Genomic DNA, 24,515 nt, shown 5'->3' with positions numbered 1-24,515 from the left:
TCTTGTGGGCCACCGAGATCAAGGTGCGCGCGGAACGCAAGGCCGGTGAACTGCTGGCGACGATGGAGAAGAACAAAGGTGGCGATGCGCGCAAGTACACCCAGTCACACGATGAAACGGGGGTGGTTGAAGAAAAAGGACCGCCGACGCTCGCGGACCTTGGCATTCACCGCAACGACTCTCACCGCTGGCAGCAACTCGCCAGCATGAGGGAAGACCACTTTGAGGCGGCGGTCGCCACGGCGAAAGAGTCGGCCGGCCAAGTCACTACTGCCTTCATGTTGCGCGAGGCAGCGAAGCGTACTTCGGGCCTGATGTAGCCTAGCGATCGGTGCTAGGTTTTGGCCATTTGGAGGAACCATGGTTGAGGACACAAAGGACCAGGCGGCAGGAAAACACTTGGCAGAAGGCCGAGTGGTCACGGTGGTTGTTGCGATTGCGCTGGCAGTGGCTAGCGCGTACTTGTTGCGATTCGTCAGCTATCCGATCGCCGACAGCCCGGAGAAGTGGGGCCAAGCTGGAGACTATTTCGGCGGGATACTCAATCCTGTTGTCGCATTTGCCGCGCTTGTTCTCTTGGTTGCCTCAATACGCCTACAGCGGAAGGAGCTGGCAGACACGCGCGCCGTGCTCTCTCAGCAGGCCGAGAGCGCTAGTAAGACAGTCAGGCTAGCCGCCCTGTCGAGTGTCATCGAATCGGTGCACATGGAGATCCAAATGCATAGAGACTCCATGCAGTTTCTTGTGCAACAGTTGGCCGCGCAAGATCAAGCCGCGCTGGCCTTGGACTCGCAGAGGAGGCTGGGGATACAGATTGGCAACGGCGTAGCGTGGGAGGTGAACTATGCAAACCATGACAACGCTTATGCACTACATGACCTTACGGGGCAGGTAATGAGTCGCGAGGCCGTGCTGCGGAGGCTGTCATTGCAGCATGAACGTATGACCGATCTCATGGTCGAGCGCGCAGGATTGCAGAAGCAGATCCGAGACATGCTGTCGAGAGGCAGCTAGTCCCTATACGACCGGGACACTTGAGCAATATCTATGACTGGCTCAGCGAAGCGCAACCCGAAGCGAGCTAGATATTTGCCAGCCTATGCTCGGAAATGGCTTGTGCGACCTGATCAGAGAACTCGGCAGCTCGGCTTTCCTCGATCACTTCGCTCCTCGGCGCCTTTCGGAGGATGCTCACGGCCTTTTCATAGGCATCCAGCAGCGACAGGTCTACGGGCTTGCCCACTAAGAAGAAGACATGAAACGACTCAGACGCGGTTTGAACGCTTGATACGTGACCCAACCAGCGATGAGCCTTTTCCTTGATAGTCGCATCGCTTGCAAGATCGAACGACAAGGGCTCATAGCAGTGCCACGCACCATTCTTCCATGCATGCTGAAACTTGATGGAGTCGTCAGCTGCGGAAATGACCTTGGGGGCCAAGTACGGCAACACATTCCGTTTCTCCAACTCCGTTCGGAAGTGCCTCCAAACATCATCGTCTTTGCGAATGGCCGTCGATCCGTCGTGGTCGTGCTTAGTAACGAAGCGGTGATACAGCGATTGCAACGTTGCCGGAAGATCTCTGCTTAGACCGCTACCGACGGGCGACCACTGCAACGAACTGTCATCTGCTCGGACTACCGAGTGGGCAATCAGCTCGATCTGTGACGGCGTCTGTGGCTCGTCACTTCCATATGAGATGTCGCCGGCTGCGATTCCATCAAAAACGGCCTGCAACCGGCGCATGCGTGAGCGATACACTTCGGTATCGATGCTGGGAAAAGCGCCCTTAACGCGCCCGTAGGCGGTGCGGAACTTCGCTCCGATGTACGAGCCACGCTGCCCCATGACCACGACGCCTACATTGATGAACTCACCAGTGCCAATGTCGTGGATGTAGCGTAGAACAATGTAGCTGTATGTCGTTCGTGGAGTGTCGCTCATGACATGGCCCTCCGCAGCTCATTTGCCGCCGTGGTGAGGTTGTCGCGAAGAGACATCATAAAGGCTCGCGCCTTGTTCACGGTCTCCAGTTCGGCTGCCCAGCTTGCCGGTAGGGCATTGCCATACGAGATGATCCGTTCATCGCTGAGCCCCTGAAGACGTGAGCACAGATCTTCGAGAGGGTACGCGGTCCGCGCGCGAAGGTGGTTGAAGAACACATGTTCCTGTGGAGGGCGCACACCGTCGAGAGCCATGGGCGTCCACGGCGGTTTCCAGAACAAGTTCATGTCCGTCATGAGTGCGAGTTCATGGTCGAAGATAGCAAATGACTTGCCGTTTGTAAGCAGGTTGTGATTTCCGGTATGTCGGTCGGGATTGGTCAGCCAACAGTCGAAGGCCAGGATGTTGACGGCCTCTTGTTCAAGCTGGTCGGCCATACGAGCGGCGGGCGCAATCCAAACTGTGAAGCCTTCCGGCAGTCGTCGGGAGCCAAATCCGAATCGGTCGCTCTCATGCAAGAACAACCGTATCGCCGAATCTGGGATGCTATCGATGAAGTCGTCAGACAGCCGCACTACATAGGGCTTGGGGACTGGCAGGCCAAGGTCAATCGCGAACATTGCCGACATGGCCTCCCGAATTAATCCGCCGATTGAACACCCTTTCGAGAATTTGGCGATGACCTCGATTTCGGACTCATTTTCATCGCAACCGATCAGGAGCGGAGTAGTCCTGCCCACTCCCATCTTGCGGTCGAAGCGCACTGCTTCAACGGAATCGAACATCTTGCCTCCCAGGATCAGAGTGCCGCTTCAGGGCGTCCGAATCAGATTCTTACATTTGATCTGAAGCCATCGACTGAAAAATGTGCATCTGCAAGCGCTACCCGTTGGAAAACAACCAGTTTTCCACGTCTTCCACACGCCAAGCCGTGACACGCGGACTGAGCTTGACCGGCTTCGGGAATACATCCTTGCTCACCCAGCGCCAGAGCGTGGCCGGAGAGATCGGGAGCACTTCCAGCAAGCCGGCCTGCCTGATGTACCCAGCCTGAGGCATCTGCGCCTGCAGCGCCTGGAGCTTCTTGATGGGGGTGAGCGGTACGTCTTTCTGCGCTGTGGCCTGGGTGCCCGCGAAGATGGCCTGCTTCAGTCGTTTCTGCATCGTTGACACTCCAGAAGTTTCGAGAACCCGGAGTCTCATTGGCGGGAGTGCAAGGGGAAACGTCTCTGCTCTGCAGATCTACAGCTTTGCGCTGTAGGTGTGTACACATGCGTTGCAAGAGTGCAGGCCGTCGCCCTCCGCGAAGCGCTCTAGGAGGTGGCGACTCGTGGCGACTACTGCTCTCGTCTCGCGCCGGCTTTCCACCCAGCTTCGCGTAGCCATTTGCTGGCAGCGCTCCTGCTGCAGAATTTGTTGTTCGCGGAATCGATCAGCAGGTTGGAGGTGATGTAGTCGAGTGCCTGCTCTTTCGTCTTGAAGGGGCGGGAGTCGGCCATTTCTAGCGCCTCCGCTTTCAAGGACACAAACACCACGTGCCTTGCCACTGCGGCTTTGCGCCCACGAGCTGACTTTGCTCGGGCGTCGATTCGAAGCGAGTGAGCAATTTGCAGTGCGCGCATCGCTTCTAGCGCCCAGGCAGATGCTTCGGAAAGATCCAAGGCCAGATACTTGTTGTCGGCACTCGTGGCGCGACCAGTTCTCTGCAGCCGGTCGCGCCTTTCGAGAATCTTGACGCTGTCTCGAAGGTACATGAGCGCGAATACCGCATAGCGTTGCCAGCGCTCAGTGGGTGGCTCAATCTTGTCCCAAGCGACGCTGGGCTCAAGCGCGGCGAACACGCCAATGTAACCAGGCTGTCTGTATAGAGAGAACTGCCCCGATTCGGAATGTGCGAGGCTCTCACGCGCGCCGTTCGGGTCGTCAAATACCCTGTCTGCGCGGTTGGTCCTCGCGAGTTCGTGGATGTGCGATGCCACCGCAGTGAGCCAATCGCTGCTGCAGTCAAACAGCAACTCTTTGATCTCGAAGAGTATTTGCGCAGGCCATCCCGCAAAGCCGTCGCCGGCAGGGATGTCGAACGGATCGGGGTGAGCGAAGGGCTCAAACTCGCTTTTCATGGCTGCTGCGTTGCAAGTGAGCAACTTCAGCAAGAGCCCCGATCATCTCGCTAGGTCTTATGCGGGATGGCACCTTGGATGGTGCATTTTGGATTGAACCCCGCTGGAAGCCGCATAAACACTAGGGGGGTGGCGGAGAGGGCGGGATTCGAACCCGCGGTGGGGATTAACCCACACACGCTTTCCAGGCGTGCGACTTAAACCGCTCATCCACCTCTCCGCGAAGCGCGGGATTGTAGCTCACTCGCGCGCGGGCTCAGCCGGTGTGGCTGCCGTCCTCGGCCTTGCGCCAGGCGTGGCGTTGCAGCACCTCCAGCGAGACGTGCTGCAAGGCGTTCTGGTGCGTGGCCTCGAGCACCACGGGCGGGGCCACGCCGGCCTGCAGCGCCTCCAGCCAGCGGCTCACGCACAGGCACCAGCGGTCGCCAGCCTTGAGGCCCGCGAAGCGCTGCTCGGGCCGGGGCGTGGCGAGGTCGTTGCCACGCTGGCTGGAGAAGTCGAGGAACTCGCGCGTGACGCGCGCACAGACCACGTGCGTGCCTTCGTCGTCGGCGCCGGTGTGGCAGCAGCCGTCGCGGTAGAAGCCGGTCAGCGGGTCGAACGAGCAGGCTTGCAGCTCGCCGCCCAGCACGTTGTGCGCGAGGTCGTCCATGTCAGGCCCCTGTGGGCTTGCCCGTCTGCACCATCTTCATGGCCGAGCCGATCAGGGCCGAGACCTCGGTCATGTTGCTCGGCACGATGAGCGTGGTGGTGGCGTCGGCCGCCACGCTGGCGTAGGCCTCGACGGCCTTCTCGGCCACCTTCAGCTGCACGGCCTCCTGGCCGCCGGGCTGGCGGATGGCCTCGGCCACCTGCCGGATCGCGCCGGCCGTGGCCTCGGCCACGGCGAGGATGGCGGCCGCCTCGCCCTGGGCCTTGTTGATCTCGGCCTGTTTCTCGCCCTCGGAGCGCGCGATGAAGGCCTCGCGCTCGCCGGTGGCGATGTTGATCTGCTCCTGGCGGCGGCCTTCGGAGGCAGCGATCAGGGCGCGCTTCTCGCGCTCGGCCGTGATCTGGGCCTGCATGGCGCGCAGGATTTCGGCCGGCGGCGTCAGGTCCTTGATCTCGTAGCGCAGCACCTTCACGCCCCAGTTGAGCGCGGCCTCGTCGATGGCCGAGACCACCTGCGCGTTGATCATGTCGCGCTCCTCGAAGGTCTTGTCGAGTTCGAGCTTGCCGATGACCGAGCGCAGCGAGGTCTGCGCCAGCTGCGTGACCGCGACGATGTAGTTGGACGAGCCGTAGCTCGCGCGCATGGGATCGGTCACCTGGAAGTAGAGGATGCCGTCCACCTGGAGCTGGGTGTTGTCGCGCGTGATGCAGACCTGGCTGGGCACGTCCAACGGGATTTCCTTCAGGCTGTGCTTGTAGGCCACCTTGTCGATGAAGGGCACGATGATGTTCAGGCCGGGCGCGAGCGAGGCGTGGTACTTGCCCAGGCGTTCGATCACCCAGGCGGTCTGCTGCGGCACGATCTTGACGGCGCGCGTGACGAAGATCGCGGCGACGACGATGAGCAGGATGGCGATTTCCATGGTCGGGTCTTGTTCTTTCTATGGAGCGGTTGCAGGGCGGCCTGGACTCAGGCCTTCTCGACGAGCAGGCGGTTGCCCACGAGTTCGGTGACGCGGTAGGCGCCGGGTGTGGGCGCGTTGCCGGGTCGCTGGATCACGGTCCAGGCGGCGCCGCGGTATTTGACCGTGGCCGTGCCGTCGTTGTTCCACTGCTCGACGTGAATGACCTCGCCGATGTCGAGGTTGACGCTGCGCAGGCTGCGCACCGAAGGATCGCCGGGCCGGCGGCGCGAGTGCCAGTGCCATCCCGCCACCGCGGCCGCGCCCACCAGGGCGGCCACCACCAGCTGTCCCGTCAGGGGCAGCCCCAGGTGCGCGGCGATGGCGCCGGCCGCGGCGCCCAGCGCCAGCATGAGCAAGTAGAACGTGCCGGTGAGCAGCTCGGCGCCCACGAGCACGCCCGCCAGCAGCCACCACCAGGTCGAATCGGCCATGTGCCTTGTCCTCCATGTAGCGGTCCCCCGTCGGGACCGCTTCGCATTCTGCGCCAATCCAGGCCCGACAAGGCCGGACGGACATGCGTTTTCCGTACACTTGCGCGCTTCGCCAGGAGAGCCGCATGAAGTTCCGTTTCCCCATCGTCATCATCGACGAGGATTTCCGCTCCGAGAACACCTCGGGCCTGGGCATTCGCGCGCTCGCGCAGGCCATCGAAAGCGAGGGCATGGAGGTCGTGGGCGTCACGAGCTATGGCGACCTGTCGCAGTTCGCGCAGCAGCAAAGCCGCGCCAGCGCCTTCATTCTGTCCATCGACGACGAGGAGTTCAGCCAGGGGCCGGACCTCGACCCCGCGGTGCTGAACCTGCGCAACTTCATCGAAGAGGTGCGCCGCAAGAACGCCGACGTGCCGATCTATATCTACGGCGAGACCAAGACCAGCCGGCACCTGCCCAACGACGTGCTGCGCGAGCTCCACGGCTTCATCCACATGTTCGAGGACACGCCCGAGTTCGTGGCGCGCCACATCATCCGCGAGGCCAAGAGCTACCTCGAAGGTATTCAGCCGCCGTTCTTCAAGGCCCTGCTGGACTACGCCGAGGACGGCTCCTATTCCTGGCACTGCCCGGGCCATTCGGGTGGCGTGGCCTTCCTCAAGAGTCCCGTGGGCCAGATGTTCCACCAGTTCTTCGGCGAGAACATGCTGCGCTCGGACGTGTGCAACGCGGTCGAAGAGCTGGGCCAGCTGCTCGACCACAACGGCGCCATCGGCGCCAGCGAGCGCAACGCGGCGCGCATCTTCAACGCCGACCACTGCTTCTTCGTCACCAACGGCACCAGCACCAGCAACAAGATGGTCTGGCACCACACGGTGGCCCCGGGCGACGTGGTGGTGGTGGACCGCAACTGCCACAAGTCCATCCTCCACAGCATCATCATGACGGGCGCCGTCCCCGTCTTCCTCAAGCCCACGCGCAACCACTACGGCATCATCGGCCCGATCCCGCAGAGCGAGTTCGAGATCGAGGCCATCCAGGCCAAGATCCGCGCCAACCCGCTGCTCAAGGGCGTGGACGCCGCCGCCGTCAAGCCGCGCATCCTCACCCTCACGCAGAGCACCTACGACGGCGTGCTCTACAACACCGAGGCCATCAAGCAGATGCTGGACGGCTACGTCGGCAACCTGCACTTCGACGAAGCCTGGCTGCCGCACGCGGCCTTCCATCCCTTCTATGGCAACTACCACGCCATGGGCAAGAAGCGCGCGCGGCCCATGGAGTCGGTGGTGTACGCCACCCAGTCCATCCACAAGCTGCTGGCCGGCATCAGCCAGGCCAGCCATGTGCTGGTGCAGGACTCGCAGAACGTCAAGCTCGACCGGCACCTGTTCAATGAGTCCTACCTGATGCACACCAGCACCAGCCCGCAGTATGCGATCATCGCGAGTTGCGACGTGGCCGCGGCCATGATGGAGCCGCCCGGTGGCCGCGCGCTGGTCGAGGAAAGCCTGCTGGAGGCGCTGGACTTCCGCCGCGCCATGCGCAAGGTCGAGGACGACTTCGGCGCCGACGACTGGTGGTTCAAGGTCTGGGGCCCGGACCGCCTGGCCGACGAGGGCGTGGGCGAGGCCAAGGACTGGGTGCTCAACCGCCGCCGCGACGACGCCGCCGAGCACCACACCGAGCGCGACTGGCACGGCTTCGGCGACATGGCGCCGGGCTTCAACATGCTGGACCCGATCAAGGCCACCATCGTCACGCCCGGCCTCAACATGGACGGCAGCTTCGGCGAGACCGGCATCCCCGCGTCCATCGTCACCAAGTTCCTGGCCGAGCACGGCGTGGTGGTGGAGAAGACCGGCCTCTACAGCTTCTTCATCATGTTCACCATCGGCATCACCAAGGGCCGCTGGAACACGCTGCTCACGGCGCTGCAGCAATTCAAGGACGACTACGAGAAGAACCAGCCGATGTGGCGCATCATGCCGGAGTTCTGCGCCAAGCAGCCGCGCTACGAGCAGATGGGCCTGCGCGACCTGTGCCAGCACGTGCACGCGCTCTACGCCAAGTACGACATCGCGCGCCTGACCACCGAGATGTACCTGAGCGACCTCACGCCGGCCATGAAGCCCAGCGAGGCCTTCGCCCACATCGCCCAGCGCACCACCGAGCGTGTGCCCATCGACGAGCTGGAGGGCCGCATCACCACCAGCTTGGTGACGCCGTACCCGCCGGGCATCCCGCTGCTGATCCCGGGCGAGGTGTTCAACCGCAAGATCGTTGACTACCTCAAGTTCAACCGCGAGTTCGCGCGCGAGTGCCCGGGTTTCGAGACCGACATCCACGGCCTGGTGGAGACCGTGGGCGAGGACGGCCGCAAGGCCTATTTCGCGGACTGCGTGAAGGCCTGAGCGGCCCGCGCGCATCCAGCAAAAAGGCCCTGCGCTGCAGGGCCTTTTTTGTGGCTGAGGCCCGGGGGTCAGGCTTCGGCGTTGGCCGAGTCGCCCACCACGTGGCTGAAGCCGCCGTCGACGTAGATGATTTCGCCCGTGATGCCCGAGGACAGGTCGGACAACAGGAAGGCCGAGGCATTGCCTACGTCCTCGATGGTGACGTTGCGGCGCAGTGGCGACACGGTGGACACCAGGTTCATGAGCTTGCCGAAGCCCTTGATGCCGCTGGCGGCCAGGGTCTTGATGGGGCCGGCGCTCACGCCGTTGACGCGCATGCCCTTGGGCCCCAGGGATTCGGCCAGGTAGCGCACCGAGGCCTCCAGGCTGGCCTTGGCCAGGCCCATGGTGTTGTAGTTGGGCACGCAGCGCTCGGCGCCCAGGTAGCTCAGCGTGAGCAGGGCGGCGCGATCGTTGAGGTAGGGCAGGGCGGCCTTGGCCATGGCCGGGAAGCTGTAGGCGCTGATGTCGTGCGCGATCTTGAAGGCCTCGCGCGACAAACCCTCCAGGAAGTCGCCCGCGATGGCCTCGCGCGGCGCGAAACCGATGGCGTGCACGAAACCATCGAAGGTGGGCCAGGTCTGAGACAGGTCGCTGAACAGCTTCTCGATCTGGGCGTCGTCGCCCACGTCGCAGTCGAAGACCAGCGTGGAGCCGAAATCGGCGGCGAACTCGGTGATGCGGTCCTTGAAGCGCTCACCCACGTAACTGAAGGCCAGTTCAGCGCCTTGTTCGTGGCAGGCCTTGGCGATGCCGTAGGCGATGGAACGGTTGGACAGCACCCCAGTGATGAGCAGCTTCTTGCCAGCGAGAAAACCCATTGATCGGACTCCAGGAAAAAATCACGCAGAATTGTCGCATGCACGTCACGCCCCTTTCCTTGCTGCGCCGGCTGTGCCGCTGGGGCGTGGCGTGGACCCTGGGCCTGGCGGCGCCGGCGCTGTGGGCCGCGCACGGGTATGCGATCTGGGGCGAACTGAAGTACCCCGAGGGATTCACCCACTTCGATTACGTCAATCCGCAGGCGCCCAAGGGCGGCGAACTGCGCCTGGTGAGCAACCTGCGCGTCAGCAATTTCGACAAGTACAACCCGTTCACCCTGCGCGGTACCGCCCCGGCCTACCTCAGCGGCCTGATGTTCGATTCGCTGCTGACCGGGGCGCTGGACGAGACCGGGTCCGGCTACGGTCTGCTGGCCGATGACGTGCAGGCCGCGCCCGATGGCCTGTCCGTGGTGTTTCGGCTGCGCGACACGGCCAAGTTCCACAACGGCGACCCGGTGCTGGCCGCCGACGTGAAGTTCAGTTTCGACACCCTGTTGGGCCCTTACACCTCGCCGGCCTACAAGACCATCCTGGCGGACGTGGCGGGCCTGGACGTGCTCGGCGAGCGCACCGTGCGCTTCCGCTTCAAGCGGCCCAACCGCGAACTGCCGCTCACCGTCGGCGCCATACCCATCTTCAGCCGGCAGTGGGGCAATGAGACCGACCCCGCCACCGGCCAGCGCAAGACCTTCGACAAGGTCGTGATGGACCCGCCCATCGGCAGCGGCCCATACACCATCGGGCCGGTGAAGTTCGGACGCGACATCACCTATGTGCGCGACCCGGGCTACTGGGCACGCGACCTGCCGGTGCGCCGCGGCACGGCCAACTTCGACCGCATCTCGGTGAAGATCTACAAGGACAACACGGCGCGGCTGGAGGCGCTCAAGGCGGGCGAGTTCGACCTGATGCGCTTCTTCTCAGCCGGCGACTGGGCGCGCCGCGTCAATGGCCGCAAGTTCGACAGCGGCGAGCTGGTCAAGATCGAGCTGCCCCACAAGCTGCCCACGGGCTTCCAGAGCTACGTGCTCAATACCCGGCGCAAGCCGCTGGACGACATCCGCGTGCGCGAGGCCCTGGACCTGGCGGTGGACTACGAGTGGATGAACCGGCAGATGTTCTATGGCGCCTACCAGCGCGTGCGGGGCCTGTTCGGCAACACCGAGTGCGCGGCCGACGGCCCGCCCTCGCCCGAGGAGCTGGCGCTGCTCGAGCCCGGCCGCGCGCAGCTGCCGCCGGCCGTGTTCGGGCCCATGTATGCGCCGCCGCGCACCGACGGCGGGCAGTCGCTGCGCGACAACCTGCGAAAGGCCCAGGCGCTGTTGCGCGAGGCGGGCTGGACGGTACAGGACGGCGTGCTCAAGAACGCCCAGGGCGAGCCCTTGGTGCTGGAGTACCTCGACAGCAACGAGACCGGCGCGCGCGTGGTCTCGCCCTGGATCCGCAACCTGCAAAAGCTCGGCATCACGCTGCGCTTCCGGCCCGTCGACTTCGCGCTCTACCAGCAGCGCCTGCGCACCTTCGACTTCGACATCATTTCGATCGCCTTCCAGGGCACGACCAACCCCGGCGCCGAGTACGCCGACCTGTTCGGCAGCGAGGCCGCGAAAACGCCCGACACGGGCAACTACGCGGGCATCGCCAACCCGGTGGTGGACCGGCTCATCGGCCGCATGGTGGGCGCCAAGACCAAGCCCGATTTCCTCGCCGCCTGCCGCGCGCTGGACCGCGCGATCGCCCACAGCCACATCCTGATTCCGCAGTGGTCGGCGTCCACGCACCGCCTGGCCTACAACGCCTGGCGCCTTCAGCGCCCACCCGAAATGCCCCCGTACGCCACCGGCGAGGCCTGGGCCATCGACACCTGGTGGGCCAAACAATGAACACCCCCGCGCCGCGCTTCGCGCGTCACCCCCTCGAGAGGGCAACCGCTGCGGCCTGGCAAAGCCGGCGCCGCGGTGTTTCCCGCCTGGGCTTCTTCTGACGTCCTATGTGGGTCTACATCCTCAAACGCCTGCTGCTCATGCTGCCCACGCTGTTCGGCGTGCTGCTGATCACCTTCGTGGTGATCCAGTTCGTGCCCGGCGGCCCGGTGGAGCAGTACCTGGCCGAGGCCCGCGCCGCGGGCGGCACCGGCGCTGAAGGCGGGGCGCTGTACCGCGGCGGGCAGGGCGTGGACCCGCAGCGCATCGAGCAGATCAAGGCGCTCTATGGCTTCGACAAGCCCGCGCACCAGCGCTTCGTTGAGATGATCGGCCGCTTCGCGCGTTTCGACCTGGGCACCAGCTTCTTCCAGAACAAGCCGGTGTCCCAGCTCATCGCCGAGAAGCTGCCGGTGTCCATCAGCCTGGGGCTGTGGACCTTCCTCATCAGCTACGGCGTGGCCGTGCCGCTGGGCGTGGCCAAGGCGGTGCGCGCCGGCACGCGCTTCGACCTGGTCAGCACGCTGATCGTGCTCGTGGGCTACGCCATCCCGGGTTTCGTGCTGGGCGTGGCGCTGCTGGTCGTCTTCGGCGGACAGCTGCAATGGTTCCCGCTGCGCGGCCTCACCTCGGCCAACTGGGACGAACTGAGTTGGGGCGCGCGCATCGTGGACTACCTGTGGCACATCACCCTGCCGGTCACGGCCATGGTGCTGGGCAGCTTCGCCGTCATCGCCATGCTGACCAAGAACGCCTTCCTGGAAGAGATCCGCAAGCAGTACGTGATGACCGCCAGAGCCAAGGGCCTGGGCGAGCGCCAGGTGCTGTGGAAGCACGTGTTCCGCAATGCGCTGATCCCCATCGTCACGGGTTTCCCGGCCGCTTTCATCGGGGCCTTCTTCACCGGCGCGCTGCTCATCGAGACCCTGTTCTCGCTCGACGGCCTGGGCCTGCTGAGCTACGAGAGCGTGATCCGCCGCGACTACCCGGTGGTTCTGGGCACGCTGTTCCTGTTCACCCTGATCGGCCTGGTCACCAAGCTGATCTCCGACCTCTGCTACGTGTGGGTGGACCCGCGCGTGAAATATGACTAAGCCCCCCGCAACGCCCGCGCGCGGCGCGGACGTTTCCCCCCCTTCGGGGGGCGATGCGAGCGGCCCGGCCCAGCCGGTTGCGCCGCATCGCTCGCTGCCGCGGGCTTCTATCGGTCCCGGCCGGCGCGCCTGGCAGCGTTTCCGGCGCAACCGCCTGGGCTACTGGAGCCTGCTGGTGTTCTGCGCGCTGGTGGTGGCCAGCCTGTTCGCCGAGGTGCTGTCCAACGACCGGCCGCTGGTCGTGCGCTACGAGGGCAAGACATATTTCCCCATCGTGCAGGACCTGCCAGAGACCGTGTTCGGCGGCGACTTCCAGACCGCCACCGACTACCTCGACCCGTTCATCCGCGAGCAGATCACCCGGGACGGCAACTGGGCCCTCTACGCGCCCAACCCCTACGGCTCGCAGACCATCAACTACTTCGCGGAACAGCCCAATCCCTCGGGACCCAGCGCCGCCAACTGGCTGGGCACCGACGACCGCGGGCGCGACCTGCTGGCCCAGCTCATCTACGGTTTCCGCGTGAGCGTGCTGTTCGCGCTGGCGCTCACGGCCATCGGCGTGCTGCTGGGCGTGCTCACCGGCGCCATCCAGGGCTTCTTCGGCGGCAAGACGGACCTGGCCTTCCAGCGTTTCATCGAAATCTGGGGCGCCATGCCCGAGCTGTACCTGCTCATCATCTTCTCGGCCGTGTTCGCGCCCAGCGTGGGCCTGCTGCTGGTCCTGCTGAGCCTGTTCGGCTGGATGGGCCTGTCCGACTACGTGCGCGCCGAGTTCCTGCGCAACCGCCAGCTCGACTACGTGCGCGCCGCGCGGGCCATGGGCCTGAGCAACGTGCAGATCATGTGGCGCCACATCCTGCCCAACAGCCTGACGCCGGTGGTGACCTTCCTGCCATTTCGCATGAGCGCGGCCATCCTGGCGCTCACCTCGTTGGACTTCCTGGGCCTGGGCGTGCCGCCCGGCACGCCCTCGCTGGGCGAGCTGCTGAGCCAGGGCAAGAACAACATCGACGCCTGGTGGATCTCGCTGTCCACCTTCGGCGTGCTGGTGCTGACCCTGCTGCTGCTCACCTTCATGGGCGACGCGTTGCGCGATGCGCTCGATCCTCGAAAGGCCGACCGATGAGCGAACGACCGGCGCTGCTGGACGTGCAGGACCTGCGCATCGCCTTCGGCGGCCAGCCGGTGGTGCACGGCATTGGCTTTGCCATCGCCGAGGGCGAGAAGCTCGCGCTGGTGGGCGAGTCGGGTTCGGGCAAGACGGTGTCGGCGTTGTCGCTGCTCAGGCTGGTGGTCAACGCCGAGGTCTCGGGCCGGGCCCTGCTGGGTGGGCGCGACCTGCTCGCTCTGGGCGAGCGCGAGCTGCGCGGGGTGCGCGGCGACGAGGTGGCGGTCATCTTCCAGGAGCCCATGACCGCGCTCAACCCGCTCTACAGCGTGGGCAACCAGATCGGCGAGGTGCTGCAGCTCAAGCGCGGCCTGACGCCGCGCCAGGCGCGGGCCGGGGCGGTGGAGCTGCTGGCGTCCACCGGCATTCCCGAGCCCGAGCGCCGGGTCGACGCCTTTCCGCACCAGCTCAGCGGTGGCCAGCGCCAGCGCGCCATGATCGCCATGGCACTGGCCAGCCGGCCCAGGCTGCTGATCGCCGACGAACCCACCACCGCGCTGGACGTGAGCCTGCGCGGCCAGATCCTGGCGCTGCTGTCGGATCTGCAGCGCCAGCACGGCATGGCGGTGCTGCTCATCACGCACGACCTGCACCTGGTGCGCCGCTTCGCCGACCGCGTGGCGGTGATGGAGAAGGGCCATCTGGTGGAGCAGGGCGGCGTGACCGAGGTGTTTCAGCGCCCGCAGCACGCCTACACCCGCAAGCTGCTGGCCAGCCAGCCCGAGCGCGCCGTGGTCGAGCCCCCGGCCGGCGCCGCGCCGGTGATGCGCGCCGAGGGCCTGCGCGTGAGCTACCCCGTGCCCCTGCCGGGCTTCAAAGGCTGGTTCCGCAAGGGGGCGTTCACGGCGGTGCAGGGCGCCGACCTGGCCGTGCCCGCGGGTGGCACCCTTGGGGTGATTGGCGAATCGGGCTCGGGCAAGAGCACCCTGGCCCTGGCCGCGCTGGGCCTGCTGCCTTTCGAGGGCCGGCTGGATGTGGCCGGCAGCGACTGGGCCGAGGCCCGGCGCAACAAGCGCCTGCGCGAATTGCGCCAGCGCGTGCAGGTGGTGTTCCAGGACCCGTTCTCCTCGCTCTCGCCGCGACTCACCATCGAGCAGATCGTGGGCGAGGGGCTGGCGGTGCACCGGCCGGACCTGTCGGCCGCCGCGCGCCGCGAGCGCGTGAGCGCGCTGCTCGCCGAGGTGGGCCTGGTCGACGACCCGCAGCGCGGCGCCGATTGGCTGCAGCGTTACCCGCACGAGTTCTCTGGCGGCCAGCGCCAGCGCCTGGCCATCGCGCGCGCGCTCATCGTGGAGCCGCAGCTGCTGGTGCTCGACGAGCCCACCAGCGCGCTCGACGTGACCGTGCAGAAGCAGGTGCTGGCCCTGCTGCAGCGTCTGCAGCGCGACCGGGGCCTGAGCTTCCTGCTGATCACGCACGACGTGGACGTGATCCGCGCCATGGCGCACGAGGTCATCGTCATGAAGGACGGCGCCATCGTCGAGCGCAGCCCCGCACTGCAGGTGCTGGCCGCGCCCGCCCACCCCTACACGCGCCTGCTGGTGCAGGCCGCGGCTTGATCCAGGTCAGCCCCGCGCCGGCGCCCCCAGCCCAGAATCGCCCGCACGCCATGGCCGAGACGATCCCGCCCATCACCCCCCGTTCCTGCCTGCGCTGGCTCGCCCTGGGCTGGCGCGACCTCTGGGCCCAGCCGCTGCCGGGCCTGCTGCACGGCGCGCTGATCGCCGGCTTCGGCCTGCTGCTGCTGGCCCTGGCGCGCGACCGCTTCTGGCTGCTGGCGGGGGCGTTCTCGGGCTTCCTGATCGTCGCGCCCATCCTGGCCACCGGCCTGTACGTGGTGAGCCAGGCCCTGGCGGCCGGGCGCCGTGCTCCGCTGTCCGAGGTGCTGGGCCTGTGGCGCTCGGGCGATGGGCGGCTGGTGCGTTTCGGTCTGCTGCTGGCGCTGGCCGGCACCGGCTGGGTGCTCACCTCGGCCGGGCTGATCACCCTGGCCTCGCCGGTGCCGATCGAAAAACCCCTGGATTTCCTGCGTTACGTGGTGCTGGCGCCCGAGCCCGGGCTGTTCGAGGTCTGGCTGCTGCAGGGCGCCTTGCTGGCGGCGCCGGTCTATGCCAGCACCGTGGTGGCCCTGCCCATGCTGGTGGCCCGGCCGGTGCCGGTGCACACCGCCGTGGGCGCCAGCTGGCGCGCCGTGGCCAGCCACCCGCTCACGCTCACCCTGTGGGCGGTGCTGATTGCGGCGCTGGTGGCCCTGGGCATGGGGCTGGCCTTGCTCGGGCTGGTGGTGGCGATCCCCTGGCTGGCGCACGCCAGCTGGCACGCGGGGCGCGAGTTGCTGGCCGACGCGGAGCGTTGAGGCGCCATGGCCACCGGCACCCTGTGGGGCTTTACCGAGGCGCAGATCGCCCAGTTCGGCATGACCGTGGGCATCGGCGCCTTCATCCTCTACATGCTGTTCATCGTGTTCAACCTGGCCCGGGAGTCCAAGGCTGGGCGCTTCGGCACCTTCGTGCTGTTCATGGTGCTGTCCTTCGGCATGCTGGGTTTTCTGGCCAAGAGCGTGATCCAGTGGCTGCTGGGCATCTGAGCCTGGCTCGCAGCTTGCTAGGCCAGGTTTGGCGCGCTACAATGCGCGCTTCACGACCAAATGGGCGGGTACTTACCGGCCCTTTTTTTTTGGCCGGGCGGGAAACCGATGCCGGCCTGATGCATTTCAACCATGGGCTGGCAAGACACCGTCGCGCAAACCGTCACCGCGCTGGGCTTCGACCTGGTGGACCTGGAACGGTCCGCCGGCGGCCTGCTGCGCGTCACGGTGGATTGGCCCTGGCAGCCCCCGGCCGACGGCCAGCCCCGCCCGCCCGAGCGCTTCGTCACGGTGGAGGACTGCGAGCGCATCACCCGCCAGATGCAGTACGCGCTGGAGGTCGAGGGCACGGACTACCGGCGCCTGGAAGTCGGCTCGCCGGGCATCGACCGCCCGCTGCGCCATGAGAACGACTTCCTGCGCTTCGAAGGTCACGTGATCGACATCACGCTCAAGGCGCCGCTGGGCGCCAATGGCGCCGTGTCGGCCAACCGCAAGAAATTCCGCGGCACGCTGGAGCGCGCCGCCGACGGGCGCTGGCAGATCGTCTGGAGCGACGAGCCGCCGGTGAAGCCGGGCCAGCGCGTGAGCAAGAAGCGCGAGCCCGCGCCGCTGCAGGCGCTGGGCTTCACGCTCGACGAAATCGCTCAGGCGCGGCTGGCGCCGATCGTGAACTTCAAGGGCCGGGGCACTGCCGGCGAGGCGGGCGCCGAGCCGGCCGACAGAACATAACAACGGACCGTATTGGATTGGAAAGGTGGGCTGAACGATGAACCGCGAAATGTTGATGCTGATCGATGCCATCTCGCGCGAGAAGAACGTCGAGCGCGACGTGGTGCTCGGCGCGGTCGAGCAGGCGCTGGCTTCGGCCACCAAGAAGCTCTACAAGGGCGAGGTCGACATCCGCGTGGCGATGGACCCGGACACGGGCGCCTACGAAACCTTCCGCCGCTGGCTGGTGGTGCCCGATGAGGCCGGCCTGCAGAACCCCGACGCCGAGGAAATGCTGTCCGACGCGCGCGACGAGATCGCCGACATCGAAGAGGGCGACTACATCGAGAAGCCGGTGGAGAGCGTGCCCATCGGCCGCATCGGCGCCATGGCCGCCAAGCAGGTCATCCTGCAGAAGATCCGCGACGCCGAGCGCGAGATGCTGCTCAACGACTTCATGTCGCGCGGCGACAAGATCTTCGTCGGCACCGTCAAGCGCATGGACAAGGGCGACCTGATCGTCGAGAGCGGCCGCGTGGAAGGCCGCCTCAAGCGCGGCGAGATGATCCCCAAGGAGAACTTCCGCACCGGCGACCGCGTGCGCGCCATGATCATGGAAGTGGATCTCACGCTGCGCGGCGCGCCCATCCTGCTGTCGCGCTCGGCACCCGAGTTCATGATCGAGCTGTTCCGCCAGGAAGTGCCCGAGATCGAGCAGGGCCTGCTGGAGATCAAGAAGTGCGCCCGCGACGCCGGCTCGCGCGCCAAGATCGCCGTGCACAGCTTCGACAAGCGCATCGATCCCATCGGTACCTGCGTGGGCGTGCGCGGTTCGCGCGTCAACGCCGTCACCAACGAGCTCGCGGGCGAGCGCGTGGACATCGTGCTGTGGTCCGAGGACCCGGCACAGTTCGTGATCGGCGCGCTGGCGCCGGCCAACGTGGTCTCCATCGTGGTCGATGAAGAGCGCCACGCCATGGACGTGGTGGTGGACGAAGAGAACCTGGCCATCGCCATCGGCCGCGGCGGCCAGAACGTGCGCCTGGCCAGCGAGCTCACCGGCTGGCGCATCAACATCATGACGGCCGACGAATCGGCCCAGAAGCAGGCCGAGGAGGCCAGCTCGATCCGCACGCTGTTCATGTCCAAGCTGGACGTGGACCAGGAGATCGCCGACATCCTGATCGAGGAAGGTTTCACCAGCCTTGAGGAAGTGGCCTACGTGCCGCTGCAGGAGATGCTGGAGATCGAGTCCTTCGACGAAGACACGGTCAACGAGCTGCGCACCCGCGCCAAGGACGCGCTGCTGACCATGGAGATCGCCCGAGAGGAAAGCGTCGAGGAAGTCTCGCAGGACCTGCGCGACCTGAACGGCCTCACGCCCGAGCTGATCGCCAAGCTGGCCGAGGCCGGCATCCATACCCGCGACGACCTGGCCGATCTCGCGACGGACGAACTCACCGAGATCACGGGCCAGTCGGAAGCGCAAGCCACCGAGCTGATCATGCAGGCGCGCGCGCACTGGTTTACCGGTGACGAAACGCAGTCCCCGTCCTGATCACCCGGAGGCCCACGGAGCACAGAACACATGACCAGTAATACCGTCGCCGAATTCGCCGCCGAACTGAACAAGCCCGCCGCCGTGCTGCTGGAGCAGCTGGCGGCCGCCGGCGTGCGCAAGTCCACGCCATCCGACCCCATCACCGAGACGGACAAGCAGCAGCTGCTCGGCCACCTCAAGGCCGCGCACGGCACGGCCGGGGGCGAGCGCAAAAAAATCACGCTGGTCAAGAAGTCCACGTCCGAGATCAAGCAGGCCGACGCCATGGGCCGCGCGCGCACCATCCAGGTGGAGGTGCGCAAGAAGCGCACCTTCATCAAGCGCGACGATGAGCCGGCGGCCGCGCCCGCCGTGGCCGAGGAGCCGGCGGCACCCGCCGCCCCTGTGGTCGATGAAGGCGAACTGGCCCGCCGCGAGGAAGAAGCGCGCCGCCAGGCCGAGCTGATCCGCCGCCAGGAAGAAGAGCTGGCCGCCAAGCGCGCCGCGCGCGAGGCCGAGGAGGCCAAGGCCGCCGCCGAAGCCGCCGCCAAGCAGGAGCGTGAAGCGGCGGCCGCTGCTGCCGCAGCCGCCGCGGCGGCTCCGGCGGTCGAAGAAGCGGCCCCCGCCAAGCCCGCGACCACGGCCGTGAAGGTCAAGGGTCCGGACAAGGAGGCCGCCGCCAAGGCCGCCGCCGACAAGGCGGCCGAGGAACGCAAGGCCGAAGAGCTGCGCGCCGCCGACCTGCAGGAGCGCCGCCGCAAGGCCGAGGCCGAGGCCGCGAACATCCGCGCCATGATGGCCGCGCCGGCCAAGACCCTGGTGGCCAAGAAGCCCGAGCCCCCGGCCGACGCCAAGGCCGGCCTCAAGGGCACGCTGCACAAGCCCGCGGGCACCGCCGCCAAGGCCCCCGCCACTGCGGCGGCGGGTGCGGCCGCGGGTGCCGGCAAGAAAGAGGTCAAGTCCGAGAACCTGTCCTCCACCTGGAAGGACGACGCGGCCAAGAAGAAGGAAATCAAGACCCGTGGCGACACCAGCTCGGGCCGCGGCAACTGGCGCAGCGGCCCGCGCGGCGGTGGCCGCCGTGGCGACTCGCGCGATTCGCGCGACGGCCAGAGCAGCTTCCAGGCACCGGCCGAGTTCAAGCAGATCGAGGTGCACGTGCCCGAGACCATCACGGTCGCCGAGCTCGCGCACAAGATGGCGGTCAAGTCGTCCGAGCTGATCAAGCAACTGATGAAGCTCGGCCAGATGGTCACCATCAACCAGTCGCTGGACCAGGACACCGCGATGATCCTGGTCGAGGAACTGGGCCACAAGGCCGTGGTCGCCGCGCTGGACGACCCCGAGGCCTTCACCGACGAAGAGGTGTCGCAGCAGCAGGCCGAGGCCAAGCCGCGCGCGCCCGTGGTCACCGTCATGGGCCACGTGGACCACGGCAAGACCTCGCTGCTCGACTACATCCGCCGCAGCAAGGTGGCGGCGGGCGAGGCGGGCGGCATCACGCAGCACATCGGCGCCTACCACGTCGACACGCCGCGCGGCATGGTCACCTTCCTCGACACCCCGGGCCACGAGGCTTTCACGGCCATGCGCGCCCGTGGCGCCCAGGCCACCGACATCGTCATCCTGGTCTGCGCTGCCGACGACGGCGTGATGCCGCAGACCAAGGAAGCCATCAAGCACGCCAAGGCGGCCGAGGTGCCCATCGTGGTGGCCATGACCAAGGCCGACAAGCCCGAGGCCAACATCGAGCGCGTGAAGTCCGAGCTCGTGGCCGAGCAGGTCGTGCCCGAGGAGTTCGGCGGTGAGTCGCCCTTCGTGGCCGTGTCGGCCAAGACCGGCATGGGCATCGACGACCTGCTCGAGCAGGTGCTGCTGCAGGCCGAGGTGCTGGAACTCACCGCGCCGGTGGACGCCATGGCCAAGGGCCTGGTGATCGAGGCGCGTCTGGACAAGGGCCGCGGTGCCGTGGCCACGGTGCTGGTGCAGAGCGGCACGCTCAAGGTGGGCGACGTGGTGCTGGCGGGCCAGACCTCGGGCCGCGTGCGCGCCATGCTCGACGAGAACGGCAAGGCCACCAAGGAAGCCGGCCCCTCCATTCCGGTGGAGATCCAGGGCCTGGCCGAGGTGCCGCAGGCGGGCGACGAGTTCATGGTGATGGCCGACGAGCGCCGCGCGCGCGAGATCGCCACCTACCGCGCCGGCAAGTTCCGCAACACCAAGCTGGCCAAGCAGCAGGCCGCCAAGCTGGAGAACATGTTCGCGGACATGGCGGCCGGCGAGGTCAAGACCCTGCCCATCATCATCAAGGCCGACGTGCAGGGCTCGCAGGAAGCGCTGGCCGCTTCGCTGCTCAAGCTCTCCACCGACGAGGTGAAGGTGCAACTCGTGTACGCGGGCGTGGGTGGCATCAGCGAAAGCGACGTCAACCTGGCCATCGCGGCCGGCGCTGTGGTGATCGGCTTCAACGTGCGCGCCGATGCCGGCGCGCGCAAACTGGCCGAGGGCAACGACGTCGACCTGCGCTACTACAACATCATCTACGACGCGGTGGACGAGTTGAAGGCTGCCATGTCGGGCATGCTCGCGCCGGAGAAGCGCGAAGAGGTCATCGGCATGGCCGAGATCCGCACGGTGTTCGTGGCGTCCAAGATCGGCACGGTGGCGGGCTGCATGGTCACGCAGGGCATGGTCACGCGCAGCGCGCACTACCGCCTGCTGCGCGAGAACGTGGTGGTGCACACCGGCGAGCTGGAGTCGCTCAAGCGCCTCAAGGACGACGTGCGCGAGGTCAAGGAAGGCTTCGAGTGCGGTATCAAGCTGCGCAACTACAACGACATCAAAGAGGGCGACCAGCTGGAATTCTTTGAGGTCAAGGAAGTGGCGCGCACGCTGTAATCCACCCGAACCGACAGAGACACACCATGCCCCGCAAGGCCTCGTCCGTTCCCAACCGCGGCTACCGTGTGGCCGACCAGATCCAGCGCGATCTGGCCGAGCTGATCGCGCGCGAGTTGAAGGACCCGCGCGTGGGCATGGTCACGCTCAACGCGGTCGAGGTCACGCCCGACTACGCGCACGCCAAGGTGTTCTTCAGCCTGCTCACGGGCAACCCCGAGGAAACCGCCGAAGGCCTGAACGCCGCGGCGGGCTTCCTGCGCAACGCGCTGTTCAAGCGCCTGCACATCCACACCGTGCCCACGCTGCATTTCGTGTTCGACCGCACCACCGAGCGCGCGGCCGACATGAACGCCTTGATTTCCAAGGCGGTGGCTTCGCGTTCCAAGAACGAGGACTAGCCATGCAGCGCCAACGCACGAGGGTGCAACGGCGCCCCGTGCATGGGGTGCTGCTGCTCGACAAACCGCTGGGCCTGTCCAGCAACCAGGCCTTGCAGAAGGCCAAGTGGCTGCTGCGCGCTGAAAAAGCCGGCCACACCGGCACGCTCGACCCCCTGGCCACGGGCGTTCTGCCGCTGTGTTTTGGCGCGGCCACCAAGTTCAGCCAGCTGCACCTGGACGCCGACAAGACCTACGAAACCACCGTGCGACTGGGCGTGCGCACGCGCACGGCCGACGCCGAGGGCGAGGTCATCGACACCCGCCCCGTGTCGTGCTCCGCCGGCCAGGTGGTGGAGGTGCTGGACCGCTTCATGGGCGAGATCGACCAGGTGCCGCCCATGCACAGTGCGCTCAAGAAGGACGGCAAGGCCCTGTACGAATACGCGCGCGAAGGCGAGACCGTGGCGCGCGAGCCGCGCCGCGTGCGCATCCACGAGATCGAACTGCTCGACATGCGGCTGCAGGGCGAAGCCCCCCAGCTGCGCCTGCGCGTGGTCTGCAGCAAGGGCACCTACATCCGCACGCTCGGCGAAGACATCGGCGAGGCCCTGGGCTGCGGCGGCCACCTGATCGCGCTGCGCCGCGTGGCCACCGGGCCGTTCGGCGTGGCCGACGCCGTCACGCTCGACGCACTTGAGGCGATGGGCGAAGCCGAGCGGCTGGGCGCCCTGAAACCGGTCGAGGCCCTGCTCGAGGGCCATGAACGGATCGCGCTCGACGCCGAGCATGCCGGGCGCTTCCTGAGCGGCGTGCGCCGCCGTGGCGACTGGCCCAACCGCGAGCGCGTGGCCGTCTTCGGCCCTTCGCCCGCCAACCCCACGCCCACCGTCCTGCTGGGCACCGCCCACGTACAGGGCGGCGAACTCATCCCGGGGCGCCTGTTGAGCCCCACCGATATCCAGCAAATCCTCGAAACAGAGGCCCCCGCACCATGAGCAGACCCATCCGCAACATCGCCATCATCGCCCACGTCGACCACGGCAAGACCACCATGGTCGACCAGCTCCTGCGCCAGTCCGGCACCTTCGCCGAGCACGAGAAGGTCGTCGACACCGTGATGGACAACAACGCCATCGAACGCGAGCGTGGCATCACCATCCTGGCCAAGAACTGCGCCGTCAGTTGGAAGGGCACGCACATCAACATCGTCGACACCCCCGGCCACGCGGACTTCGGCGGCGAGGTCGAGCGCGCGCTGTCCATGGTCGATGGCGTGGTGCTGCTGATCGACGCCCAGGAAGGCCCGATGCCGCAGACGCGCTTCGTGACCAAGAAGGCGCTGGCCCTGGGCCTCAAGCCCATCGTGGTGGTGAACAAGGTGGACAAGCCCGGCGCCAATCCCGACAAGGTGATCAACGCCGCCTTCGACCTGTTCGACAAGCTCGGCGCCACCGACGAACAGCTCGACTTCCCCGTGGTCTACGCCTCGGGCATCAACGGCTGGTCCTCGCTGGAGGAAGGCCCGGCGGGTGAGCAATGGGGCCCGGACATGTCGGCCCTGTTCGAGACCGTGCTCAAGCACGTGCCCGCGCACGAAGGCGACCCCGATGCGCCGCTGCAACTGCAGATCTCGGCGCTGGACTACTCCAGCTTCGTGGGGCGCATCGGCGTGGGCCGCATCAACGCCGGCACGCTCAAGCCGTCCATGGACGTGCTGGTGATGGAAGGCCCCGATGGCAAGAGCTTCAAGGGGCGCGTCAACCAGGTGCTGACTTTCCAGGGCCTGGACCGCGTGCAGACCAGCGAGGCCCGCCCCGGCGACATCGTGCTCATCAACGGCATCGAGGACATCGGCATCGGCGTGACCCTGACCGACCCGGCCAATCCCGCGCCGCTGCCCATGCTCAAGGTCGACGAGCCCACGCTGACCATGAACTTCTGCGTCAACACCAGTCCGCTGGCCGGCCGCGAAGGCAAGTTCGTCACCAGCCGCCAGATCTGGGACCGCCTGCAGAAGGAACTGCAGAGCAACGTGGCCCTGCGCGTGAAGGACACCGATGAGGACGGCATCTTCGAGGTGTCGGGCCGCGGCGAACTGCACCTGACCATCCTGATCGAGAACATGCGCCGCGAGGGCTACGAACTGGCCGTGAGCAAGCCGCGCGTGGTGTTCAAGGAGATCAATGGCGAGCGCTACGAGCCCATCGAACTGGTGACGGCCGACGTGGAAGAGCAGCACCAGGGTGGCGTGATGCAGGCCCTGGGCGAGCGCAAGGGCGAGCTCATCAACATGGAGCCTGACGGCCGTGGCCGCGTGCGCCTCGAGTACCGCATCCCGGCGCGTGGTCTGATCGGCTTCAGCAACGAGTTCCTCAACCTCACGCGCGGCTCGGGCCTGATCGCCAACATCTTCGACGGCTACGAGCCGCACAAGGGGGAGGTCGCCGGCCGCAAGAACGGCGTGCTGATCAGCATGGACGACGGCGAGATCTTCAACTACGCCCTGGGCAAGCTCGACGACCGCGGCCGCATGTTCGTCAAGGCCAACGACCCGGTGTACGAAGGCATGATCGTCGGCATCCACAGCCGCGACAACGACCTGGTGGTGAACGCCACGCGCACCAAGCAGCTCACCAACTTCCGCGTCAGCGGCAAGGAAGACGCGATCAAGATCACGCCGCCGATCCAGCTCACGCTGGAGTACGGTGTCGAGTTCATCGAAGACGACGAACTGGTCGAGATCACGCCCAAGAGCATCCGTCTGCGCAAGCGCTTCCTCAAGGAGCACGAGCGCAAGCGCGCCAGCCGCGACAGCTGATC

General features: G+C 66.4%; 23 protein-coding genes and 1 tRNA gene. 15 read left to right on the top strand and 9 right to left on the bottom strand.

The window, feature by feature from the left end:
• Positions 1–2: 2 nt before the first annotated feature.
• The gene (locus BHU06_RS08110) at positions 3–320 is read left to right on the top strand and encodes a hypothetical protein (RefSeq protein WP_070398636.1); all 318 of its coding nucleotides are present in this window, start codon (positions 3–5) and stop codon (positions 318–320) included.
• 40 nt (positions 321–360) lie between these two features.
• Positions 361–1,014 (top strand): hypothetical protein, encoded by a 654-nt coding sequence (locus tag BHU06_RS08105; protein WP_139146993.1) that lies wholly within the window; start codon positions 361–363, stop codon positions 1,012–1,014.
• Positions 1,015–1,081: 67 nt separating this feature from the next.
• Here BHU06_RS08105 and BHU06_RS22055 read toward each other — a convergent pair whose 3' ends face one another.
• The 8 genes from BHU06_RS22055 to BHU06_RS08075 all read right to left on the bottom strand — a co-directional run bounded on the left by BHU06_RS22055 (position 1,082) and on the right by BHU06_RS08075 (position 6,112).
• Entirely contained in the window at positions 1,082–1,945 is an 864-nt protein-coding gene (locus tag BHU06_RS22055) for a DUF3037 domain-containing protein (RefSeq protein ID WP_083293084.1), read from the bottom strand.
• On the bottom strand, positions 1,942–2,730 hold the full coding sequence (locus tag BHU06_RS22435; RefSeq protein ID WP_139146992.1) for a HipA family kinase: 789 nt from the start codon (positions 2,728–2,730) through the stop codon (positions 1,942–1,944). Before BHU06_RS22435 ends, BHU06_RS22055 begins: the two co-directional genes overlap by 4 nt.
• Positions 2,731–2,827: 97 nt before the next feature.
• The gene (locus tag BHU06_RS08095) at positions 2,828–3,109 is read right to left on the bottom strand and encodes an AlpA family transcriptional regulator (protein WP_083293082.1); all 282 of its coding nucleotides are present in this window, start codon (positions 3,107–3,109) and stop codon (positions 2,828–2,830) included.
• A 173-nt stretch (positions 3,110–3,282) separates the two neighbouring features.
• The gene (locus BHU06_RS22430; protein WP_139146991.1) at positions 3,283–4,098 is read right to left on the bottom strand and encodes a hypothetical protein; all 816 of its coding nucleotides are present in this window, start codon (positions 4,096–4,098) and stop codon (positions 3,283–3,285) included.
• A 97-nt stretch (positions 4,099–4,195) separates the two neighbouring features.
• A tRNA-Ser gene (locus tag BHU06_RS08090) sits at positions 4,196–4,285 on the bottom strand.
• A 36-nt stretch (positions 4,286–4,321) separates the two neighbouring features.
• Positions 4,322–4,717: a DUF2237 family protein gene (locus BHU06_RS08085; protein ID WP_070398633.1), complete on the bottom strand. Its 396-nt coding sequence runs from the start codon at positions 4,715–4,717 to the stop codon at positions 4,322–4,324.
• A gap of 1 nt (position 4,718) precedes the next feature.
• The gene (locus BHU06_RS08080) at positions 4,719–5,639 is read right to left on the bottom strand and encodes an SPFH domain-containing protein (protein ID WP_070398632.1); all 921 of its coding nucleotides are present in this window, start codon (positions 5,637–5,639) and stop codon (positions 4,719–4,721) included.
• 47 nt (positions 5,640–5,686) lie between these two features.
• Positions 5,687–6,112 carry an NfeD family protein gene (locus tag BHU06_RS08075; protein WP_070398631.1) on the bottom strand — a complete coding sequence of 142 codons (426 nt, stop codon included), beginning with the start codon at positions 6,110–6,112 and terminating at the stop codon, positions 5,687–5,689.
• 125 nt (positions 6,113–6,237) lie between these two features.
• Here BHU06_RS08075 and BHU06_RS08070 point away from each other — a divergent pair, with 125 nt between their 5' ends.
• Positions 6,238–8,526 carry an arginine/lysine/ornithine decarboxylase gene (locus tag BHU06_RS08070; RefSeq protein WP_070398630.1) on the top strand — a complete coding sequence of 763 codons (2,289 nt, stop codon included), beginning with the start codon at positions 6,238–6,240 and terminating at the stop codon, positions 8,524–8,526.
• 68 nt (positions 8,527–8,594) lie between these two features.
• Here the strand turns inward: BHU06_RS08070 and fabI are convergent, their stop codons facing one another.
• The gene (fabI, locus tag BHU06_RS08065; RefSeq protein WP_070398629.1) at positions 8,595–9,386 is read right to left on the bottom strand and encodes an enoyl-ACP reductase FabI; all 792 of its coding nucleotides are present in this window, start codon (positions 9,384–9,386) and stop codon (positions 8,595–8,597) included.
• A 38-nt stretch (positions 9,387–9,424) separates the two neighbouring features.
• On the opposite strand from fabI, the gene BHU06_RS08060 reads away from it, so the two are divergent.
• The 12 genes from BHU06_RS08060 (at position 9,425) to typA (ending at position 24,513) form a co-directional block, all read left to right on the top strand.
• Complete coding sequence (locus tag BHU06_RS08060) at positions 9,425–11,272, top strand: extracellular solute-binding protein (protein WP_070398628.1); 1,848 nt, start codon at positions 9,425–9,427, stop codon at positions 11,270–11,272.
• A 107-nt stretch (positions 11,273–11,379) separates the two neighbouring features.
• Positions 11,380–12,405: a microcin C ABC transporter permease YejB gene (locus BHU06_RS08055; protein ID WP_070398627.1), complete on the top strand. Its 1,026-nt coding sequence runs from the start codon at positions 11,380–11,382 to the stop codon at positions 12,403–12,405.
• 94 nt (positions 12,406–12,499) lie between these two features.
• On the top strand, positions 12,500–13,534 hold the full coding sequence (locus tag BHU06_RS08050; RefSeq protein ID WP_070398749.1) for an ABC transporter permease: 1,035 nt from the start codon (positions 12,500–12,502) through the stop codon (positions 13,532–13,534).
• The gene (locus BHU06_RS08045) at positions 13,531–15,135 is read left to right on the top strand and encodes an ABC transporter ATP-binding protein (RefSeq protein WP_070398626.1); all 1,605 of its coding nucleotides are present in this window, start codon (positions 13,531–13,533) and stop codon (positions 15,133–15,135) included. Before BHU06_RS08050 ends, BHU06_RS08045 begins: the two co-directional genes overlap by 4 nt.
• A 50-nt stretch (positions 15,136–15,185) precedes the next feature.
• A complete protein-coding gene (locus tag BHU06_RS08040) occupies positions 15,186–15,932 on the top strand; it encodes a DUF2189 domain-containing protein (protein WP_070398625.1) in 747 nt (248 codons plus the stop codon).
• 6 nt (positions 15,933–15,938) lie between these two features.
• Positions 15,939–16,163 carry a DUF2788 domain-containing protein gene (locus tag BHU06_RS08035; RefSeq protein WP_070398624.1) on the top strand — a complete coding sequence of 75 codons (225 nt, stop codon included), beginning with the start codon at positions 15,939–15,941 and terminating at the stop codon, positions 16,161–16,163.
• A 132-nt stretch (positions 16,164–16,295) separates the two neighbouring features.
• On the top strand, positions 16,296–16,895 hold the full coding sequence (gene rimP / locus BHU06_RS08030) for a ribosome maturation factor RimP (protein ID WP_070398623.1): 600 nt from the start codon (positions 16,296–16,298) through the stop codon (positions 16,893–16,895).
• Between the two features lie 37 nt (positions 16,896–16,932).
• Positions 16,933–18,432: a transcription termination factor NusA gene (gene nusA / locus BHU06_RS08025; protein ID WP_070398622.1), complete on the top strand. Its 1,500-nt coding sequence runs from the start codon at positions 16,933–16,935 to the stop codon at positions 18,430–18,432.
• A gap of 30 nt (positions 18,433–18,462) precedes the next feature.
• Positions 18,463–21,312 (top strand): translation initiation factor IF-2, encoded by a 2,850-nt coding sequence (gene infB, locus BHU06_RS08020; protein ID WP_070398621.1) that lies wholly within the window; start codon positions 18,463–18,465, stop codon positions 21,310–21,312.
• Positions 21,313–21,338: 26 nt separating this feature from the next.
• Positions 21,339–21,713, top strand: a complete 375-nt coding sequence (rbfA, locus tag BHU06_RS08015; protein WP_070398620.1) for a 30S ribosome-binding factor RbfA — start codon at positions 21,339–21,341, stop codon at positions 21,711–21,713.
• 2 nt (positions 21,714–21,715) lie between these two features.
• On the top strand, positions 21,716–22,690 hold the full coding sequence (gene truB, locus BHU06_RS08010; protein ID WP_070398619.1) for a tRNA pseudouridine(55) synthase TruB: 975 nt from the start codon (positions 21,716–21,718) through the stop codon (positions 22,688–22,690).
• On the top strand, positions 22,687–24,513 hold the full coding sequence (typA, locus tag BHU06_RS08005; RefSeq protein WP_070398618.1) for a translational GTPase TypA: 1,827 nt from the start codon (positions 22,687–22,689) through the stop codon (positions 24,511–24,513). Before truB ends, typA begins: the two co-directional genes overlap by 4 nt.
• Positions 24,514–24,515 lie beyond the last annotated feature (2 nt).

Origin of the sequence: Hydrogenophaga sp. PML113, assembly GCF_001777155.1 — a bacterium.
Taxonomy (GTDB): Bacteria; Pseudomonadota; Gammaproteobacteria; order Burkholderiales; family Burkholderiaceae_C; genus Hydrogenophaga; species Hydrogenophaga borbori.
This window is presented reverse-complemented; position numbering and strand designations above follow the sequence as displayed.

Excerpts from the sequence above, each read along its gene's own strand:
- BHU06_RS08105 (WP_139146993.1), top strand. The coding sequence starts at position 361 with ATGGTTGAGGACACAAAGGACCAGGCGGCAGGAAAACACTTGGCAGAA.
- BHU06_RS22055 (WP_083293084.1), bottom strand. The coding sequence starts at position 1,945 with ATGAGCGACACTCCACGAACGACATACAGCTACATTGTTCTACGCTAC.
- BHU06_RS22435 (WP_139146992.1), bottom strand. The coding sequence starts at position 2,730 with ATGTTCGATTCCGTTGAAGCAGTGCGCTTCGACCGCAAGATGGGAGTG.
- BHU06_RS08095 (WP_083293082.1), bottom strand. The coding sequence starts at position 3,109 with ATGCAGAAACGACTGAAGCAGGCCATCTTCGCGGGCACCCAGGCCACA.
- BHU06_RS08085 (WP_070398633.1), bottom strand. The coding sequence starts at position 4,717 with ATGGACGACCTCGCGCACAACGTGCTGGGCGGCGAGCTGCAAGCCTGC.
- BHU06_RS08080 (WP_070398632.1), bottom strand. The coding sequence starts at position 5,639 with ATGGAAATCGCCATCCTGCTCATCGTCGTCGCCGCGATCTTCGTCACG.
- BHU06_RS08075 (WP_070398631.1), bottom strand. The coding sequence starts at position 6,112 with ATGGCCGATTCGACCTGGTGGTGGCTGCTGGCGGGCGTGCTCGTGGGC.
- BHU06_RS08070 (WP_070398630.1), top strand. The coding sequence starts at position 6,238 with ATGAAGTTCCGTTTCCCCATCGTCATCATCGACGAGGATTTCCGCTCC.
- fabI (WP_070398629.1), bottom strand. The coding sequence starts at position 9,386 with ATGGGTTTTCTCGCTGGCAAGAAGCTGCTCATCACTGGGGTGCTGTCC.
- BHU06_RS08060 (WP_070398628.1), top strand. The coding sequence starts at position 9,425 with ATGCACGTCACGCCCCTTTCCTTGCTGCGCCGGCTGTGCCGCTGGGGC.
- BHU06_RS08055 (WP_070398627.1), top strand. The coding sequence starts at position 11,380 with ATGTGGGTCTACATCCTCAAACGCCTGCTGCTCATGCTGCCCACGCTG.
- BHU06_RS08045 (WP_070398626.1), top strand. The coding sequence starts at position 13,531 with ATGAGCGAACGACCGGCGCTGCTGGACGTGCAGGACCTGCGCATCGCC.
- BHU06_RS08040 (WP_070398625.1), top strand. The coding sequence starts at position 15,186 with ATGGCCGAGACGATCCCGCCCATCACCCCCCGTTCCTGCCTGCGCTGG.
- BHU06_RS08035 (WP_070398624.1), top strand. The coding sequence starts at position 15,939 with ATGGCCACCGGCACCCTGTGGGGCTTTACCGAGGCGCAGATCGCCCAG.
- rimP (WP_070398623.1), top strand. The coding sequence starts at position 16,296 with ATGGGCTGGCAAGACACCGTCGCGCAAACCGTCACCGCGCTGGGCTTC.
- nusA (WP_070398622.1), top strand. The coding sequence starts at position 16,933 with ATGAACCGCGAAATGTTGATGCTGATCGATGCCATCTCGCGCGAGAAG.
- infB (WP_070398621.1), top strand. The coding sequence starts at position 18,463 with ATGACCAGTAATACCGTCGCCGAATTCGCCGCCGAACTGAACAAGCCC.
- rbfA (WP_070398620.1), top strand. The coding sequence starts at position 21,339 with ATGCCCCGCAAGGCCTCGTCCGTTCCCAACCGCGGCTACCGTGTGGCC.
- truB (WP_070398619.1), top strand. The coding sequence starts at position 21,716 with ATGCAGCGCCAACGCACGAGGGTGCAACGGCGCCCCGTGCATGGGGTG.
- typA (WP_070398618.1), top strand. The coding sequence starts at position 22,687 with ATGAGCAGACCCATCCGCAACATCGCCATCATCGCCCACGTCGACCAC.